Annotated in this window: 18 protein-coding genes and 2 pseudogenes; 7 read left to right on the top strand and 13 right to left on the bottom strand. The window is 68.6% G+C overall.

What is annotated here, in order from left to right; translation table 11 throughout:
• Window positions 1–20: 20 nt before the first annotated feature.
• The 3 genes from JOE53_RS04160 to JOE53_RS04150 are packed head-to-tail and all read right to left on the bottom strand — an operon-like array spanning window position 21 to window position 1,866.
• Window positions 21–1,037, bottom strand: coding sequence for a YihY/virulence factor BrkB family protein (locus tag JOE53_RS04160; protein ID WP_005049042.1), 1,017 nt, complete (start codon window positions 1,035–1,037; stop codon window positions 21–23).
• A 60-nt stretch (window positions 1,038–1,097) separates the two neighbouring features.
• Window positions 1,098–1,577 carry a prepilin peptidase gene (locus JOE53_RS04155; RefSeq protein WP_061681750.1) on the bottom strand — a complete coding sequence of 160 codons (480 nt, stop codon included), beginning with the start codon at window positions 1,575–1,577 and terminating at the stop codon, window positions 1,098–1,100.
• The gene (locus JOE53_RS04150; protein ID WP_005049039.1) at window positions 1,570–1,866 is read right to left on the bottom strand and encodes a DUF1905 domain-containing protein; all 297 of its coding nucleotides are present in this window, start codon (window positions 1,864–1,866) and stop codon (window positions 1,570–1,572) included. The genes JOE53_RS04155 and JOE53_RS04150 overlap by 8 nt, the downstream gene beginning before the upstream one ends.
• Window positions 1,867–1,998: 132 nt before the next feature.
• On the opposite strand from JOE53_RS04150, the gene JOE53_RS04145 reads away from it, so the two are divergent.
• Complete coding sequence (locus tag JOE53_RS04145) at window positions 1,999–2,811, top strand: hypothetical protein (RefSeq protein WP_233449481.1); 813 nt, start codon at window positions 1,999–2,001, stop codon at window positions 2,809–2,811.
• On the opposite strand, the gene JOE53_RS04140 is transcribed toward JOE53_RS04145, so the two are convergent.
• Both JOE53_RS04140 and adhE read right to left on the bottom strand, forming a co-directional pair.
• Window positions 2,802–3,710 (bottom strand): L,D-transpeptidase, encoded by a 909-nt coding sequence (locus JOE53_RS04140; protein WP_231477125.1) that lies wholly within the window; start codon window positions 3,708–3,710, stop codon window positions 2,802–2,804. The genes JOE53_RS04145 and JOE53_RS04140 overlap by 10 nt on opposite strands.
• Before the next feature lie 82 nt (window positions 3,711–3,792).
• Window positions 3,793–6,513: a bifunctional acetaldehyde-CoA/alcohol dehydrogenase gene (gene adhE, locus JOE53_RS04135; protein WP_005049030.1), complete on the bottom strand. Its 2,721-nt coding sequence runs from the start codon at window positions 6,511–6,513 to the stop codon at window positions 3,793–3,795.
• A 193-nt stretch (window positions 6,514–6,706) separates the two neighbouring features.
• Between adhE and nrdI the strand changes: the two genes are divergently transcribed.
• The gene (gene nrdI, locus JOE53_RS04130; protein WP_005049028.1) at window positions 6,707–7,147 is read left to right on the top strand and encodes a class Ib ribonucleoside-diphosphate reductase assembly flavoprotein NrdI; all 441 of its coding nucleotides are present in this window, start codon (window positions 6,707–6,709) and stop codon (window positions 7,145–7,147) included.
• Window positions 7,148–7,156: 9 nt separating this feature from the next.
• Here nrdI and JOE53_RS04125 read toward each other — a convergent pair whose 3' ends face one another.
• Genes JOE53_RS04125 through JOE53_RS04115 form a run of 3 tightly spaced genes read right to left on the bottom strand, consistent with a single transcriptional unit; the run spans window position 7,157 to window position 9,218 of the window.
• Complete coding sequence (locus tag JOE53_RS04125) at window positions 7,157–8,356, bottom strand: cation:proton antiporter (protein WP_036286557.1); 1,200 nt, start codon at window positions 8,354–8,356, stop codon at window positions 7,157–7,159.
• A gap of 4 nt (window positions 8,357–8,360) precedes the next feature.
• Complete coding sequence (locus JOE53_RS04120) at window positions 8,361–8,747, bottom strand: hypothetical protein (RefSeq protein WP_036286560.1); 387 nt, start codon at window positions 8,745–8,747, stop codon at window positions 8,361–8,363.
• A gap of 45 nt (window positions 8,748–8,792) precedes the next feature.
• A complete protein-coding gene (locus JOE53_RS04115; RefSeq protein ID WP_061681754.1) occupies window positions 8,793–9,218 on the bottom strand; it encodes a hypothetical protein in 426 nt (141 codons plus the stop codon).
• Window positions 9,219–9,369: 151 nt separating this feature from the next.
• On the opposite strand from JOE53_RS04115, the gene JOE53_RS04110 reads away from it, so the two are divergent.
• Window positions 9,370–9,534 carry a hypothetical protein gene (locus JOE53_RS04110; protein ID WP_005049019.1) on the top strand — a complete coding sequence of 55 codons (165 nt, stop codon included), beginning with the start codon at window positions 9,370–9,372 and terminating at the stop codon, window positions 9,532–9,534.
• Here JOE53_RS04110 and JOE53_RS04105 read toward each other — a convergent pair.
• The 3 genes from JOE53_RS04105 to msrB are packed head-to-tail and all read right to left on the bottom strand — an operon-like array spanning window position 9,500 to window position 11,049.
• Window positions 9,500–9,964, bottom strand: a complete 465-nt coding sequence (locus JOE53_RS04105; protein ID WP_005049017.1) for a hypothetical protein — start codon at window positions 9,962–9,964, stop codon at window positions 9,500–9,502. The genes JOE53_RS04110 and JOE53_RS04105 overlap by 35 nt on opposite strands.
• 60 nt (window positions 9,965–10,024) lie before the next feature.
• Entirely contained in the window at window positions 10,025–10,573 is a 549-nt protein-coding gene (msrA, locus tag JOE53_RS04100; protein WP_204946869.1) for a peptide-methionine (S)-S-oxide reductase MsrA, read from the bottom strand.
• The gene (gene msrB / locus JOE53_RS04095; RefSeq protein ID WP_061681755.1) at window positions 10,570–11,049 is read right to left on the bottom strand and encodes a peptide-methionine (R)-S-oxide reductase MsrB; all 480 of its coding nucleotides are present in this window, start codon (window positions 11,047–11,049) and stop codon (window positions 10,570–10,572) included. Before msrB ends, msrA begins: the two co-directional genes overlap by 4 nt.
• Window positions 11,050–11,231: 182 nt before the next feature.
• Here msrB and JOE53_RS04090 point away from each other — a divergent pair, with 182 nt between their 5' ends.
• Entirely contained in the window at window positions 11,232–11,840 is a 609-nt protein-coding gene (locus JOE53_RS04090) for an HD domain-containing protein (protein WP_204946868.1), read from the top strand.
• Between the two features lie 31 nt (window positions 11,841–11,871).
• On the opposite strand, the gene JOE53_RS15085 is transcribed toward JOE53_RS04090, so the two are convergent.
• Window positions 11,872–12,558, bottom strand: coding sequence for a GNAT family N-acetyltransferase (locus JOE53_RS15085; protein ID WP_271171053.1), 687 nt, complete (start codon window positions 12,556–12,558; stop codon window positions 11,872–11,874).
• A gap of 39 nt (window positions 12,559–12,597) precedes the next feature.
• Entirely contained in the window at window positions 12,598–12,966 is a 369-nt protein-coding gene (locus JOE53_RS04075; protein WP_204946867.1) for a hypothetical protein, read from the bottom strand.
• A 40-nt stretch (window positions 12,967–13,006) separates the two neighbouring features.
• Between JOE53_RS04075 and JOE53_RS14660 the strand changes: the two are divergent.
• From JOE53_RS14660 to JOE53_RS04060, 3 genes and pseudogenes are all read left to right on the top strand, one after another.
• A pseudogene (locus JOE53_RS14660) lies at window positions 13,007–13,914 on the top strand (IS3 family transposase); the annotation flags it as partial.
• 46 nt (window positions 13,915–13,960) lie between these two features.
• Window positions 13,961–15,358: an IS30 family transposase gene (locus tag JOE53_RS04065; protein ID WP_204946865.1), complete on the top strand. Its 1,398-nt coding sequence runs from the start codon at window positions 13,961–13,963 to the stop codon at window positions 15,356–15,358.
• A gap of 7 nt (window positions 15,359–15,365) precedes the next feature.
• Window positions 15,366–15,650: pseudogene (locus tag JOE53_RS04060) on the top strand (integrase core domain-containing protein); the annotation flags it as partial.

Genomic DNA, 15,650 nt, shown 5'->3' with positions numbered 1-15,650 from the left:
ACGAGGCGCTTACCTCGTCGTTACACGGCATCCTCTGGAGCGCTGGCGCGCTCGCGCTCATCCTGCTCCGCGCGCCGCGCCGCATCCAGGTCGGCGGCGGCCCGCGCGAGCGCGTTCTCGGCTGTCTGCACGCGGCGCTGCGCGAACGTCGACGCGCCGTAGCGGGTTCGGACCCGGTCGTCCTGTTCCTCTACGAGCGTGAAGACGTAGGCCGTAGCGATGAGGATCACCTGCGCGGAGAGATTGATCCAGAGCAGCAACGCGATCAGCGCGGCAAACGATGCCAGAAGGGGGTTCGCCGACGCGCCGCCGACGAACAGACCCGACAGCAGCTGAAGGACCGTGAGCCCGACGGCACCGAGCACCGCGCCCGTCCAGAGCGCCTTCGCCGGGGCGCGTACACCCGAGAGCACACGGAACAAGACCGCGATGACCGCGGCATCCAGCACGAACGTCACGAGGATCGCGAGCAGTCGCGTGCCCCAGGCGATGGCCACACCGTCGCGGGCAACACCGAACCACTGTGCGACCAGATCGAGGCCGGCCGTACCCAGCATCGTGACGAGCGCCGAGGCGACCAGAGCCACCCCGACGACGACGGCGAGCGCGACGTTGCGCAGCAGGACGAGCCAGAAGGGCACGTCGTCCGTCAGCTTGTCGCACATGATCCGCATCGCGGCGCGCAGCGACCCGATCGCACCGATCGCCGCCCCCACGAGGCCGACGAGCGAGACGATGCCGGCGATCGACAGACCGATCGACACATCGATCTCATCCACCTTGATCAGGCCGTTCTCCCCCACGAGACCGGGGATCGTGCGGTCGACCGACGCGATCAGCGCCTGCCATGCCTCCGGGTTGCCGGAGAGCCAGAGGGCAGCGGCGGAGAAGCCGAGCAGTGCCGCGGCGAACACGCTGAACAGCGTGCGATAGGTGACACTGTCGGCGAGCATGGCGCCGCGGCGCTCGCTGTAGCGGAGGAACGCGCGAACGGGCGTCAGCGACAGTGCGCGAGCGACGACGCGAGAGATGTCCATGGCGCCCAGACTATGCGGCCGCACCGTCGCGCCGGGGGGCCTTGACAGCGCCCACCGCGGTCAGTGGGCGGCGGCCAGCAGTCCGATCCACGTCCCCGCGACGAGGAAAGGACCGAACGGGATGCGCGTCGAGCGCGAGGCGCGTCGCGTCAGCAGGAGGACGATGCCGACGACACCGCCCAGCAGGAAGGCGGCGACGACGCCGAGGAGGACAGCCGACCAGCCGACCCAGCCGAGGAGCACCCCCACGAGCGCGGCGAGTTTCACGTCGCCGCCGCCCATCGCGCCCCGCCCGATGATGCGCAGCATCAGGAAGAAGGCGAACAGCACCGCCCCGGCCGCAGCCGCCCGCAGGAACGCCGCCCAGGGGGCACCGACCGCACAGGATGCCGCGAACAGCGCGAGCGTGACGGCGAGCGCGGGAAGCACGAGGGCATTGGGCAGGCGGTGGGTGCGCAGATCGACGATCGTGAGGATCACGCCGACGACCGCGGCGACGACGAAGGCGGCCGCGGCGAGGGCGGCGGCCGGATCACCCATCCTGCACCTCGAGGTGGACGTGGACCGGGGCTGCGAGGTCGATGGCTTCCGCTTCGCGCACCGAGCGTTTCAACGGCAGCACGTAGCGCCCGCGCTCGGCGTCGGGGAAGACCGAGGTGCGCCAGCGCGACCCACCGATGCCGACCTGCACGCGTACCGCGCCGAACCCGCGCGGCGGTCGTGGCAGCTCGCGGATATCGGCGCTGGCCTCGGCCGGCAGCTCGACGAAGTACCAGTCCTCCTGTCGGGCCGACCAGCGGAAGATCTCACCGTCGAACTCGAAGCGCACCCGGTCATCGTAGCGATCGCACGCTCGACGCGAACGGCCCCTGTGGAGGGCAGTCCTCGCCGGCACGGGGCCCACCGCGGCGACCAGCGGATGACGCGGAGCGGGTGTCGGGGCCCCGTGAGAGCATCCCGTATGCGAACCGATCCGATGCGACCGCCCGAGGCACCCCGCGACGAGGTGCCTCCACCTCCGCGTCGACTCCCGGTGTTCGACGACGAGTTCCACGACGGCATCGACGAGAGACGGTGGATCCCCGCCTACCTGTCGCATTGGACCACGGCGCGGCGCGCGGCCGCACGCACGCTCTCCGTCGCAGACGGGCTCGAACTGCGCATCGAGAGCGATCAGCCCGATTGGCGGGCCGAGGACGCACCGCTGCGCGTCTCCAACCTGCAGACCGGCGCGTTCTCCGGCCCGGTCGGCTCGCCGAGGGGAACACACCGCCATCGCGGCGACGGGCTGCTCGTGCGCACCCACACGCCCACACGACTGCTCTTCGCGCCCTCTCGCGGCCGCATCGAGATCACGCTGAGCGCAAGCACAGATCCGGGCTGCATGACAGCGGCCTGGCTGGTGGGAACCGAGCATCGCGCTCCCACGGAGGCGGGAGAGATCTGTATCTTCGAGATCGATGCGGCGGCGGTCGGCATGCCGACGACGGTTCGCGCCGGCGTCAAGAGCCACCACGACCCGCGGCTGATCACGGAGATGCGGGGGATCGAGGTGCCGGTGGATGCCGCGGCGGCGCACACCTGGACGGTGATCTGGGACGGGCGCGAGACGCTCATCGGCTGCGAGGGCAGACTGGTCGGGCGATGGGCGCAGTCTCCCTCCTATCCCGTCTTTCTCATGCTCGATCTCTTCGAACTGGGCGGGAGCGGCGGCGCTTACCCCAAACGCGCAACGCTTCATCGCGTTCGGGGGTGGGACGTGCCCTACGGGTAGACGATCACGGGGGTCCCCGGCGGCAGCTGCGCGAGCCGATCGGTGGCCGGGCCGTCGAGGTAGATGCAGCCGAACGAGTTCGCTCCGGAGCGCTCGCGGTAGTAGTGGAAGGCGGTCACGGCGACCGTGCCGCCGTCGAAGCCCGCCATCGTCGCGGACTGCACCCCGAGATACACGAGCGGATGGCCCTGTGTGTAGGCGAACTCCGGGACGACGCGCGTCAGCATCACGAACGTGCGCCCCACGGGCGTCGGCGTCGACGGCTTGCCCCACGCGAAGTCGCTGGCGACCCGTTCCACACCGGATGCGGAGACGATATCGATCGTGTGGTCGGCCAGGTGCACCTCGACATAGGCGGTCACGGGCGTCAGCTCGATATCCGCGGCGCGAAGCCAGCCGACCGTCTGCGCGGGGTTGCCGTCCGGCGGAACACCCTGCCGGCCGGCGAGCAGGACCTTGACCCAGTGCGATTGGCGCTCGACGACGGGAACGACCGTGCCGCCGTACGCGGCGTCGCGCGGCAGGTACCCGAGCGGCTGTCCGGCGGGGTCGGCGAAGATGGGGGCCGCCGTCAGCGGCGTGGCGAGCTCACCGGTCGTCGGCGCGAACGGCGCGTCATCGACGGGGATGCCGGGCGTCACCGACCACACGTCGATCTGCCGAAGCGCGGCGATGTCGTACGCGGTCGTGTTCTCGGGGGCTCCGACCCGGGCCGCCGTCGGCGACGCCGAACCGGGTGGCGCCGCCGCTGCAGCGGTCTCCGCTCCGGGCGGCGTCGCGGGAGCCGCGGCACCCGCCCCCAGCGCGACCAGCCCCAGGACGATTGCTCCGATGGCGGCGAGCGCCGTCACGGCCCAGGGGGCGATGTCCCCGAACCGCAGACGGCGTGGCATGTGCATGCCTCCAGGGTACGGAGATCGAGCGGGCGCGGAGAAGGGGGCCGGGTATGCTCCCCCGGCCCCCCTCGTTCCGCAGCGTCGGTCAGGCGCTGGTCTTGGCCTTCTTGGCCGTCGCCTTGGCGGGCGCGGTGCGGACGGTTCCCGTCACGGCCTCGCTCTCGGCGTGGGCGACCTTGCGGGCCGCACGGACCTCCTCGAAGGACGTGCCGTAGTACGCGGCCTCCATGAGGGTCTTCATGTCATCGATCATCGGCATCCGCGGGTTCGCCGGGGCGCACTGGTCGCGGTAGGCGGCCAGGGCGAGCTCCTGCAGGCCCGAGATGAAGGTGGTCTCGTCGACACCCTGCTGCTGGAAGGACCGCTCGATGCCGACCCGGTCGCGCAGCTCCTCGACGGCGCGGGCATAGCTCTCCACGCCCTCTTCCGGCGTGGATGCCGGAAGGCCCAGGTGCTTGGCGATCTCCTGGAACCGCTCGGGCGCGATGTAGCGCTCGTACTTCGGCCAGCTCGTGAGCTTGGTCGGCACGGTCCCGTTGTAGCGGATCACGTGCGGCAGGTAGACGGCGTTCGTGCGGCCGTGCACCAGGTGGTAGGTCGCGCCGGTCACGTGCGCCATCGCGTGCACGATCCCGAGGAAGGCGTTTCCGAAGGCCATGCCCGAGATGGATGCCGCGTTGTGCATCTTCTCGCGGGCTTTGATGTCCTCGGCATCCGTCGAGTTCGGCTGGGCCTTCGTGCTGCGCTCGATGTTCTCGAAGATGAGCTTGATCGCGTGCAGGCACAGACCGTCGGTGTAGTCGTTGGCGTAGACGGAGACGAACGCCTCGGTGGCGTGGGTCAGGGCGTCGAAGCCGGCGTCGGCGACGAGGAAGCCGGGCAGCACCTTGGTGAGCACGGGGTCGATGATCGCCACCGACGGGGTCAGGGCGTAGTCGGCGAGCGGGTACTTCATGCCCGTTTCGTCGTCGGTGATGACGGCGAACGGGGTCATCTCGCTGCCGGTGCCCGACGTGGTCGGAATGCAGACGAGCTTCGCCTTCTTGCCGAGCTCCGGGAACTTGAATGCGCGCTTGCGCACGTCGAAGAACTTCTCGCACATGTCGGAGAACTCGATCTCGGGGTTCTCGTAGAGCAGCCACATCACCTTGGAGGCATCCATGGGCGATCCGCCGCCGAGGGCGATGATCGTGTCGGGCTGGAACTGACGCATCAAGTCGGCGCCGGCACGGACCTCAGAGACCTTGGGCTCCGGCTTGACCGTGTTGATCAGCTGCACCTGCACACGGTTCTCGCGGCGGTTCAGCACATCCATGATGCGGTCGACGTAGCCGAGCTTGGTCATGGTCTCGTCGGTAACGATCGTGACGCGCTCGAGACCGCGCATGTCGCCGAGGTAGCGGATCGCGTTCGGCTCGAAGTACGTCTTCGCGGGGATCTTGAACCACTGAAGGTTGTTGTTGCGACGCCCGATGCGCTTGACGTTCAAGAGATTCACCGCCGAGACGTTGTTGGAGACCGAGTTGTGACCGTAGGAGCCGCAGCCGAGGGTCAGTGACGGCATGAAGGCGTTGTAGATGTCACCGATGCCACCGAGCGCCGACGGGCTGTTCTCGATGATGCGGACGGCCTTGACGACCTTGCCGAACTCGGCGATGACGTCCTGGTCGTTGGAGTGGATGGCGCCGGAGTGGCCGAGACCGTCGAAGTCGACCATCTGGCGGGCGAGGTCGATGCCCTCCGCCGGCGTCTTCGCGCGCAGCACCGCAAGCACCGGGGCGAGCTTCTCACGCGTCAGCGGCTCGTGCGGGCCGACACCGGAGACCTCCGCGAGGATGATCGACGTGTTCTCGGGAACCGTGAAGCCGGCGTGCTCGGCGATCCACTGCGGCGACTGGCCGACGACGGTGGGGTTGAGCTTGGCGCCGGCGCAGTTCTCACTGCCGGCAGTGACGCCGAAGATGAATTCCTCGAGCATCCGCTTCTCGTCCGCGGTGGCCATGTAGGCGTGCAGTCGCGCGAACTCGGCGAGCGCCTCGGCGGCGATCGGCTCGTCGAGGATGACGGCCTGCTCGCTCGCACACACCATGCCCATGTCGAACGACTTCGACAGCACGATGTCGTTGACGGCGCGTCCGACCTTCGCGGTGCGCTCGATGAAGGCGGGCACATTGCCGGCGCCGACGCCGAGGGCGGGCTTGCCACAGGAGTAGGCGGCCCGGACCATCGCGTTGCCACCGGTGGCGAGGATGAGGGCCACGCCCGGGTGGTTCATCAGCTCGCCGGATGCCTCCATCGAGGGCTCCTCGATCCACTGGATGCAGTTTTCGGGGGCGCCGGCGGCGATCGCCGCATCGCGGACGATCTTCGCCGCGGCCACGGAGCACTTCTGGGCGGCGGGGTGGAAACCGAAGACGATGGGGTTGCGGGTCTTCAGCGCGATGAGCGACTTGAAGATGGCGGTCGAGGTCGGGTTGGTGACGGGGGTCAGCGCGCAGATGACCCCGACCGGGTCGGCGATCTCGGTGATACCGGTGATCTCGTCGTGCGAGATGACGCCGACGGTCTTCTGGTTGATGATCGAGTTCGTCACGTGCTCGCACGCGAACATGTTCTTCACGGCCTTGTCTTCGAACAGACCGCGACCGGTCTCTTCGACCGCCATGAGCGCAAGTTCGCCGTGGAAGTGCAGGGCCGCGACGCTCGCCTTGCGGACGATGTGGTCGACCTGTTCCTGCGTGAAGGATGCGTACTCTGCGAGCGCGGCTTGTGCGCCTTCGACCAGAGCATCGATCGAGGTGGACATTGTGGGTTCTCCTACCCGGCGCGGACACGGTGTCCGCGTCATCGCTTTCCGGGTCCGAGGGCTCTCGGGCCTGTCTGAGATCAGTATGACATATGTGGTCTGACCACACAAGCGACGTGGATGCGGCCGCCGCCGAGGGTTTGTCACGCCGATGCGGCGAGCGGACGCGGCGGCATCCGATGAGACTGTCGACATGCGGAAGATCCCCGTGTACTACTACTCCTCCTCGTCGAACCTCACCGGCCGGTTCGCGGAGGCTCTCGCGCGGATCGACGGTCGGCGGGTGCTCAATCTCGCCCGCTCCGACGTGAGGCGCGGCGAGCCGAGCGGCCCCTGGGTCCTGCTCACGCCGTCGTACAAGGCCGGCAACGCCGACGAGGTCACCCTGCCGGCCGGCGTGCGGGCGTTCCTGCGCTCGCCCATGACGCGACGACGAATGGTCGGGATCATCGGATCGGGCAACCGCAACTTCGGCGACTACTATCAGGCCGCCGCGCGGCAGCTGTCACAGACGTCGGGGCGCCCCGTCCTGTTCGAGTTCGAGCTGGCCGGCACCCGCGAGGATGTGGAGCGGTGCGCGGCCATCCTTGCGACGCTGGATGCCGCGCTGGACGAGGTCCGCAACGCAGGTTGAACCAGCCGATCAGGTCGGCGGGCGCCCCGAGCGCGTCACCGACCCGGGCGCGGCGCCCGCTGCCTGCGTTCCCGTCGGCGAGAACGACGCGCGGCCCGACGCGACCGCGGCGGCGGCCGCGAGGGCTCCAATGGTGATGATCGCGCCGAGCACGAGCGCAGCCTGCTCCCCCGCGGCGAGCGCGCCCGTCTCGGCGCCGATCGTCGCTGCGGCGATGGGAACGCCGAGTTGCGCCGCCGCGATGACGGCCCACAGTGGATGCTGGTGCATCAGCGCGCCGACGAGGTGCGCGATCAGTGCACCGACGCCGAGCAGCAGTCCGAGCAGGAGGTACGACGGCGACGCCAGGAGACTGCCCAGCGAGAGCGACGATCCCAGCCACACGAAGTAGAGCGGCGACAGGAACCCCTCCGTCACCGCGAACAGCTGGCGCGCGAGCCGCCGCGGCTCGCCGGCGCTGGCAACAGCCAGGCCCCCGGCGAACCCGGCCAGCAGCACGGAAACGTGCGACACCGTCGCGAGCGCGCCGAGGCTGCAGACGAGGATCAGGCTGACGCGCAACTCGATCGCAAGCTCATGCGCTTTGCTCGTCTCGCGCAGACGCTTCCACCGGTCGCCACGATCCGCCCACCTCAGGGCGAGGGCGAGCAGCGAAGCGACGGCCGCGATCCCGAGCGCACCGACGGCGGCGACCGGTGCGCGCTCGGGATCCATCGCCAGCGGCAACGCGACGATGCAGGCGGTGTCGGCGATCGCGACCTGCGCGATCGTGGGCAGGAGCTGCGCACCGCCCAGGCGCGTCTGCTGCACGGCCGGCAGCACGAGCGCGGCGGAGGAGGAGGCCATCACGACGGCGTAGATGGCAGCGTGGCCCGTGTCGAAGACAGCGGCGAGGGCCCACCCCGCACAGGCCGCAGCGATGCCGACGACGATCGCGTGCAGCGCGCCGCGGCCGAGGGCGGGCCGCAGACGGGCGTCACGCAGAGGCACATGCGTCCCCGCGACGAACATCGTGAGACCGAATCCGAGCGTTGCCAGAAAGCTGAACGTGGCGTCGGTGGTGTCGACCAGATGCAGGCCCGACGCACCGATGATCATGCCGGCGACGAGCTCGCCGATCACGACCGGCACGCGCCATCGCGTGCCCGCTGACAGGAGGGGGCCGAGCAACGCGACCGCGCCGACGAGCGCGAGCGTCTCCAGGGTCATGCGCTCACGCCGCGGCGTCGGGGCCGACGATGCGGCACGGGATCTCGGTGTTCTCGTCGAGATACCAACTCGCGCAAACCCGGTGATAGCCGTCGGCGATCTGTGCGGGAAGACCGCGCGTGAGGTCCCCGTGCACGATAAGCACGGGCGACAACGGCTTTCCCGCACGGACCTTGCGGAGATCGTCGGCGACGTGCGGGTTGTCCGTGGGGAGAATCGGCAGACCCGCCGCACGGAGGATGTCCTTCGCCTTCTTCGTCACCGTCGCCCTTGTCCGCAGAGCGGCGATGAGAGAACCTGCGCGCTCAGGGGCGGCGATCAGGCGGAGATAGTCCTCCGCCGCGGGGAAGTCGTGCTCGTCGGGGTCGTTCTTCCAGATCGGGTCGGCCATGAGGACATTGTGCTCCGCGGCAGCGTCAGAGCCGGGTGCGACGCGTCATGAGTCGTGCGCGCGACGTTTCCCGTCGCGGTGCACGGCGAAGTCGGCGAGCGCCGTCGAAGTCGGCAGATCCACCCACAGCCGGAGGCTTCCCGGTCGGGACCCGACGCCGTTGATGAGAGCGGCGCCTCCGAGGCGGTGCAGGATCGGTGCGACCGAGACGGCGACCTCGTGCGGCAGTGAGCCGACACCTCGCCCGTTGGAGGAGACGGCGACCGAAGCGACGTCGTGCCGGGTCGGAGCGACGTGGCGCATGACGTAGGTGCGCCGCTCATCACCGCGCCGCTCGCGGTCGTTGACCAGGAAATGCGTCTTCTCGAGCGCGACCCGACGCGTCGCGAGCCCCCGCAGATCGGGCAGATCGTCGTGTCGGCTGACACGACCGGTCACGATGTGCAACATCTCTTCCCACCAGGCAGGCATGGCACCGTCCCTTCAGGTCGGTATGCCATCACCGCAGTGGAGCATGTCCCCACCATCTCACAGCGGCCTGTGGGAGTGCTGACCGCGCCTCTCGGGCGCCGGTCCGCACGATCCGGCCCGCCGGGCGGGAAAGGCGCGTAGGGTCGGGACCATGTGGACCGTACTCATCATCCTGCTCGTCGCCTGGGCAGTACTGTCCATCGTCGGCTTCGCCTTCCCGGGCCTGCTGTGGCTCGCCATCATCGGCATCGTGCTGTTCATCGGCACGATCGTCTTCGGCATCATCCGGCAGCGTTCGCGCCGGCCCCGAAGCTGACCGAGGCGGCGAGGGCGACGACGGCCGCGGCTCGCTCGCGCTCGCTCTCCGCCGTCTTCTCGTCGCGCCGCGCGGCCGCATCGCGACGCTCGTGCGCGTGGTCACTGATGGCGGCGAGACGTTCGGCGAGCACGCTGCCCAGGCCGTCGCGGAGCTCTTCGAGAGTGGTGTTCGCGATCTCCAGCCGACGGTCGGAGACCGTGAGCTCGACCGTGGGATACCCCTCACGGACGAGGGTCTCCCGCGTCTCATCGCCGAGGATCTCGGCGATCTCCTCACGCTGCGGGCGCCGAGTGAACACCGCCTCGACGGTGTAGCGGGCGGGGGCGTCGGCAGTCATCAGCGCGGACGGCAGAGAGCCGACCAGCACCGATCCGAGGCCGAGGGGGGCGCTGGCGGACGAGGTCGTGGTCGTGCTCGGTGTACTCATGGCCTGACGGTACGCCCCGAAGATGTGCGGCTCACAGCTTCGAGGCGCACGGACCGTCGATCAGGCGTCAGCGCGGGACGGCAGCACCCAGCCCGCTCGCGGGAAGTGGCAGGTGTAGCCGTTCGGATAGCGCAGCAGGTAGTCCTGATGCTCGGGCTCCGCCTCCCAGAACGATCCAAGGGGCTCGATCGTGGTGACGGCGGGAGCCGGCCACAGGCCGGAGGCGTCGACGTCGGCGATGGTGTCACGAGCGACGCGCTCCTGCTCGGGCGTGAGGGGGAAGATGGCCGAACGGTAGCTCGTACCGATGTCGTTGCCCTGGCGGTTCAGCGTCGACGGGTCGTGGATCTGGAAGAAGAACGCCAGGATGTCACGGTAGGTGGTCGCGCTCGGGTCGAACACGATCTCGACCGCCTCGGCGTGACCGGGGTGATTGCGGTAGGTCGCGTGGTCGTTCTGACCCCCCGTGTACCCCACGCGGGTGCTGATCACTCCGGGCTGGCGACGGATCAGATCCTCCATTCCCCAGAAGCAGCCGCCCGCGAGAATCGCGGTCTCGGTGCCGGCCGGCTGGGTGATCGCTCCGGTGTCGCTGGGTCCGCTGGTCATGCTGCATCCTCCTCGGAAGTGGGGCTGTCGGGGGTGGGGAAAAGGCCGAGATACTCACCGTAACCCTGGTCTGCGAGCTCATCGACGGGCACGAAGCGCAGCGACGCCGAGTTCATGCAGTAGCGCAGTCCGCCCTCGGCGCGCGGGCCGTCGTCGAAGACGTGACCGAGGTGGCTGTCCGCGCCGGAGGAGCGCACCTCGGTGCGCGTCATCCAGAGCGTCCGATCGGTGGTCGTGACCACGGCATCCGGATCGATCGGGCGGGTGAAGCTCGGCCATCCCGTGCCGCTGTCGAACTTGTCGTTCGACGAGAACAACGGCTGCCCCGAAACGACATCAACGTAGATGCCGTCGTCGTGCAGGTTCCAGTACGCGTTTCGGAACGGAGGCTCGGTGCCCTCGTCCTGTGTCACGGCGTACTGCTGTTCCGTGAGGCGGCTGAGCGCCTCGGGCGACTTGTGGTAGTCCTTCGACATGGTGCCTCCTCTGCGATGCCGCTGGCTGCGGCATCACTCGTTCCAACAGAGGATGCGCCCGATTTGGTCCCGTGAGGCTGGGCGCCGGCTGTGAGTTCTGGCCGCCTTGTCTGGCAGGAATACGTCGAGGCTCGACCGGCCCCGGCATCCTCTGTGGGCGCGTCCGTCGCGAGACTGGATCCATGCACCTCACCGACTTCCACGCACCCGACACCCTGGCTGCGCGCGGAGCGCTCGAACTCGCCCGCCAGTACCAGTCGCCCGCGATCACGGCCCACGCCCTGCGCTCCTGGCTGTGGGCCGAAGCGTTCGCGCGCATCGACGGCATCGGTGAGGTGGACCACGAGCTCCTCTACGTCGCCGCCGTGCTCCACGACATCGGCACCGTCACCGCGTTCGACAACCACACCGTCTCGTACGAGCACGCCGGGGGTCACGTCGCTGTCGCGCTCACGGCCGGGGTGGGGTGGCCGGTGGAGCGTCGCGCCCGCGCGCTCGATGTGATCGTGCGGCACAACTGGCCGCGGGTCGATCCGGCGATGGATGCCGAGGGATACCTCTTGGAGGTCGCGACCGGTCTCGATATCTCGGGTGCCCGGCCGGAGGCGCTTCCCGAAGCGTTTCGCCGTGAGGTGCTCGCGGTCTATCCCCGGGGAGCGCTCGCCGCGGAGTTCGGCGCCTGCGTGCTCGACCAGGCGGCACGCAAGCCCGACACCGCGGCACAACGCCTCGTCGACGGCGGCGTCATCGAAAAGCTCGCGGAAAATCCGCTGGAACGGCTGTCGATCTGACCAGGCTTCCGCGCCCGAGCGTGCGGATCGGTCAGCGCGGGACGAGGAGGTCGCGGCCGAAGCGGACCAACACGTCCGACCCGGCATACGAACCGAACAGCGGGATAGGCGCGTATCCCTCGCGCTGGTAGAAGCGGATCGCGTCGGGCTGAGCCGTACCGGTCTCCAGCACGAGACGTCGGGCACCGAGGGGACGAGCGTGCTCCTCCAACTTGCGAAGCACCGCGCTGGCGACCCCGGAACCACGGACCGACGGCGCCGCACCCGGTTCGTGATCGCCGGAACCGTAGCGCGCGTCGAGCTCCTGGCGCTGGCCCTGTCTGAGGCGGTCAGCGTCGGAGTCGTCGAACGGGGTGAGCTCGAGAGTCCAGGGCCCGGGCGCTCGCGCATCGGCACGCGCCTGGAGAACGGCGATGACGCCGATCATGTCGAGCTCTCCCCTGCCGTCGGCGACCGCGCTCTCGTAGAGCTCGCGACTGGCCGTGATCAGCGGGTGGGCGGAGCCGGCCGCGTCTGCCGCCGTCTCGGCGAGCCGCGCGTTCTTGAGCACGTCGGCGATCGCCGCCTGCGCCGCCAGGTCGTCGTCGGTAAGCTTCTGAGCCTTACCCCGCGATACGACCGACGCCATGGGTCCGGCGTCGAGCACGTCGCGCAGAACGTTCGCGTCGATGCCGGCGCGTTCGGCGAAGTGAAAGGCAGCCGACGACGACGACGAGATGTGACGCTACCCAGATAGTTCCTTGCATCGGTTGAGACATTAGCGGGATCGCGTCGGTGTGAAACCGGCTCTTTGTTGCGTTCCCCATTCTGCTTTCCGCCGGGTGACGGCGCGGACGAGGCCGATGGTGCGCCACCACGCGTGGGCGGCGTGGAACCAGACGGGTTCGATGGCGCCGGCAGCAAGCAGGTTGAGGACGTCTCGAGTCCTTGAGAACCGGTGGTACGCCGATTCTTCGAGGAGGACGGCGAGAGCGGAGTTGAGGAACCCGAGGCCCGCGGACGCGGCGACGACGAGCCAAAACAGGCTCCACGGGGCGAAGCCGAGCAGAGACGAAAGGAAAACCGTGGCGAACGCGACTCCCCCGATGAGTGGACCGAGGGGGTCTGCCCCGAGTTTGGTTGACATCTGAACTGTGAGGATTCGTCCTCGCTGGAGGGATGTTCTTGTGGCAACGCCCTATCCCCGAGAGTTCCGCGATGATGTCGTGGCCGTGGCCCGGAAGGGTCGGGCGCCGTTGGCGCAGATCGCGAAGGAGTTCGGTATCTCCGAAGGTTCGTTGAGCAACTGGATGAAGCAGGCCGACGTCGGGGACGGCAAGCGTGCCGGCCTGACCGACGACGAGCGCAAGCAGCTGCGTGAGGCGAATAAGCGGATCCGGTTGCTGGAGCAGGAGAACGAGGTGCTGCGGCGGGCCGCGGCGTATCTGTCGCAGGCGAACCTGCCGGGAAAATAGTCTTCCCGCTCGTCCACGAGATGGCTGCGGCCGGCGCTCCCGTGCGGGTGCCGGTCGCGGTGGCGTTGCGGGTCCTGGGTCTGTCCAGGCAGGGGTACTACCAGTGGCTCAAGGACCCGGTCTCTCAGCGGGACTGGGACGACGCGCACCTCATTGACGTGCTCTACGACCTGCATGCGGATGACCTCACCCTCGGGTACAGGTTCCTCACCGACGAGCTCGACACCGAGCACGGCATCATCGCGAGCGAGAACCGGGTGCACCGACTCTGCCGGATCGCCGGGATTCACGCATCGCACCATCGCAAGCGCAGCAAGCCCGGCAGTACCGGGCCGGCGCCGCACGACGATCTCCTCGCGGTCGTCGACGAGCACGGCGTGGTCCGGCACGAGTTCGTCGCCAACGGGCCGAACAAGGTGTGGCTCTGGGACATCTCGGAGCACCCGACGAGGGAGGGCAAGCTCTACATCTGCGCGATCAAGGACGTCTGGTCGAACAAGATCGTCGGCTACTCCATCGACACCCGCATGAAGTCCTCCCTGGCACGTGCGGCGATGCGCAACGCGATCGCGTTGCGCTCACCTGACGGCACGATCTGCCACTCCGACCGGGGCGGTCAGGGTGAATTCAACTGGTCGTCGCAACACCTCTATCAGGAGGTGTTCGATGGTTCGTCGTCAGCAGGCCGCGGACAGGGCTGTTCGTCCGAAGCTCCGCTCGCCGGGGCATCCGAAGTTTCAGAAACCCGTCGAGGCGGCGTTCTGGGGCGAGATCGCGAAAGGGCTGCTCGCTGAGGAAGCCGCGGGGGTTGTCGGCGTGGCGCCCGCGGTCGGCGCAAGATGGTTCCGACACGCTGGCGGCATGGCGCCATTCGACATCGCCCAGCAGTCATCGGGCCGCTACCTCTCGTTCGCTGAGCGCGAGGAGATCGCGATTCTCAAGGAGAAGGGCAAGGGCGTTCGCGAGATCGCTCGCGCCATGGGCCGCGATGCCGGGACGATCTCTCGTGAGCTGCGGCGGAACGCGGCCACGCGGGGCGGGAAGCTGGAGTATCGGGCGTCGGTCGCGCAGTGGAAAGCAGACATGACCGCGAAGCGACCCAAGGTCGCGAAACTCGTCGCGAACCCGCGGCTGCGCGCGTATGTCGAGGAGCGCCTGTCGGGGAAGATCACCCGCCCCGATGGCACGATCGTCACCGGCCCCCAGCCGCCGCGGTTCACCGGGAGAGGCAAGCCGCATCGGAAGGACAGGGCCTGGTCCTGGGCTTGGAGTCCGGAGCAGATCTCACACCGGTTGAAGATCGACTTCCCGGATGATGAGTCCATGCGCATCAGCCCAGAGGCGATCTACCAGTCGCTCTACATCGAGGGCCGCGGCGCGCTCAAGCGCGAACTCGTCTGGAACCTCCGCACGGGCAGGGCGCTACGCGTCCCCCGAGAGCGGTCGCGGCGCAAGACCTGGGCGCATGTCACGCCGGAGACGCTGATCAGCGAGCGACCGGCGGAAGCCGACGATCGCGCCGTCCCCGGGCACTGGGAAGGCGATCTGCTGATCGGGTTGGAGCGCTCGGCGGTCGGCACGGTCGTCGAGCGCAAGACCCGTTACACGCTGCTCGTCCATCTCCCGCGGGAAGAGGGCTATCGGCACAAGGAGACGCCGAAGAACGGGCCGGCGTTGGCCGGCTATGGCGCGATCACGATGAAGAATGCTCTCGCCAACACGATGTCGGCGCTGCCGGCGCAGCTGGCGCGCTCGTTGACCTGGGACCGCGGCAAGGAGATGTCCGCTCACGCGCAGTTCCGCGTCGAAACCGGCATCCCGGTGTTCTTCGCCGATCCGCAGTCGCCCTGGCAGCGCGGTACGAACGAGAACACCAACGGGCTGCTGCGTCAGTACTTCCCGAAGGGCACCGACCTGTCCCGCTGGAGCGCCGAAGACATCGAAGCCGTCGCATTCGCGCTGAACACGCGCCCTCGGAAGTCGCTCGGATGGATGACTCCCGCTGAGGCCTTCAACGAGCAGCTATTGTTGCTCCAACAAGCCGGTGTTGCATCGACTGGTTGAGCCCGGTCAGTTCCGCGCGAAACGCACCCAGAACCTGCTCCGCAACAACGGCCTCGTCGGCTCCATGGGCAGGTCTTACGGGGCCGGAGACAACGCAAGCATGGAGAGCTTCTTCAGCCTGCTCCAGAAGAACGTGCTCAACACGACTCGGTGGGACACCCGCGCCGATCTTCGCCTCGCGATGGTCACCTGGATCGAGACGAAGTACAACCGCCGACGCCGTCAGCGCGGCCTCGGCAAACTCACCCCCATCGAGTTTGAGATGATCTACACAGACGCAGAAGCGGCCTGA

It is taken from the genome of Microbacterium laevaniformans (assembly GCF_016907555.1).
Taxonomy (GTDB): Bacteria; Actinomycetota; Actinomycetes; order Actinomycetales; family Microbacteriaceae; genus Microbacterium; species Microbacterium laevaniformans.
Note: the sequence above shows the minus strand (reverse complement) of the source record. Positions and strands in the feature narration are given on the sequence as shown.

Excerpts from the sequence above, each read along its gene's own strand:
- adhE (WP_005049030.1), bottom strand. The coding sequence starts at position 6,513 with ATGTCCACCTCGATCGATGCTCTGGTCGAAGGCGCACAAGCCGCGCTC.
- JOE53_RS04155 (WP_061681750.1), bottom strand. The coding sequence starts at position 1,577 with ATGGGTGATCCGGCCGCCGCCCTCGCCGCGGCCGCCTTCGTCGTCGCC.
- JOE53_RS04110 (WP_005049019.1), top strand. The coding sequence starts at position 9,370 with ATGTGGACCGTACTCATCATCCTGCTCGTCGCCTGGGCAGTACTGTCC.
- JOE53_RS04160 (WP_005049042.1), bottom strand. The coding sequence starts at position 1,037 with ATGGACATCTCTCGCGTCGTCGCTCGCGCACTGTCGCTGACGCCCGTT.
- JOE53_RS04105 (WP_005049017.1), bottom strand. The coding sequence starts at position 9,964 with ATGAGTACACCGAGCACGACCACGACCTCGTCCGCCAGCGCCCCCCTC.
- JOE53_RS04090 (WP_204946868.1), top strand. The coding sequence starts at position 11,232 with ATGCACCTCACCGACTTCCACGCACCCGACACCCTGGCTGCGCGCGGA.
- nrdI (WP_005049028.1), top strand. The coding sequence starts at position 6,707 with ATGCGGAAGATCCCCGTGTACTACTACTCCTCCTCGTCGAACCTCACC.
- JOE53_RS04125 (WP_036286557.1), bottom strand. The coding sequence starts at position 8,356 with ATGACCCTGGAGACGCTCGCGCTCGTCGGCGCGGTCGCGTTGCTCGGC.
- JOE53_RS04075 (WP_204946867.1), bottom strand. The coding sequence starts at position 12,966 with ATGTCAACCAAACTCGGGGCAGACCCCCTCGGTCCACTCATCGGGGGA.
- JOE53_RS04145 (WP_233449481.1), top strand. The coding sequence starts at position 1,999 with ATGCGAACCGATCCGATGCGACCGCCCGAGGCACCCCGCGACGAGGTG.
- msrB (WP_061681755.1), bottom strand. The coding sequence starts at position 11,049 with ATGTCGAAGGACTACCACAAGTCGCCCGAGGCGCTCAGCCGCCTCACG.
- JOE53_RS04115 (WP_061681754.1), bottom strand. The coding sequence starts at position 9,218 with ATGCCTGCCTGGTGGGAAGAGATGTTGCACATCGTGACCGGTCGTGTC.
- msrA (WP_204946869.1), bottom strand. The coding sequence starts at position 10,573 with ATGACCAGCGGACCCAGCGACACCGGAGCGATCACCCAGCCGGCCGGC.
- JOE53_RS04065 (WP_204946865.1), top strand. The coding sequence starts at position 13,961 with ATGGTTCGTCGTCAGCAGGCCGCGGACAGGGCTGTTCGTCCGAAGCTC.
- JOE53_RS04140 (WP_231477125.1), bottom strand. The coding sequence starts at position 3,710 with ATGCACATGCCACGCCGTCTGCGGTTCGGGGACATCGCCCCCTGGGCC.
- JOE53_RS04120 (WP_036286560.1), bottom strand. The coding sequence starts at position 8,747 with ATGGCCGACCCGATCTGGAAGAACGACCCCGACGAGCACGACTTCCCC.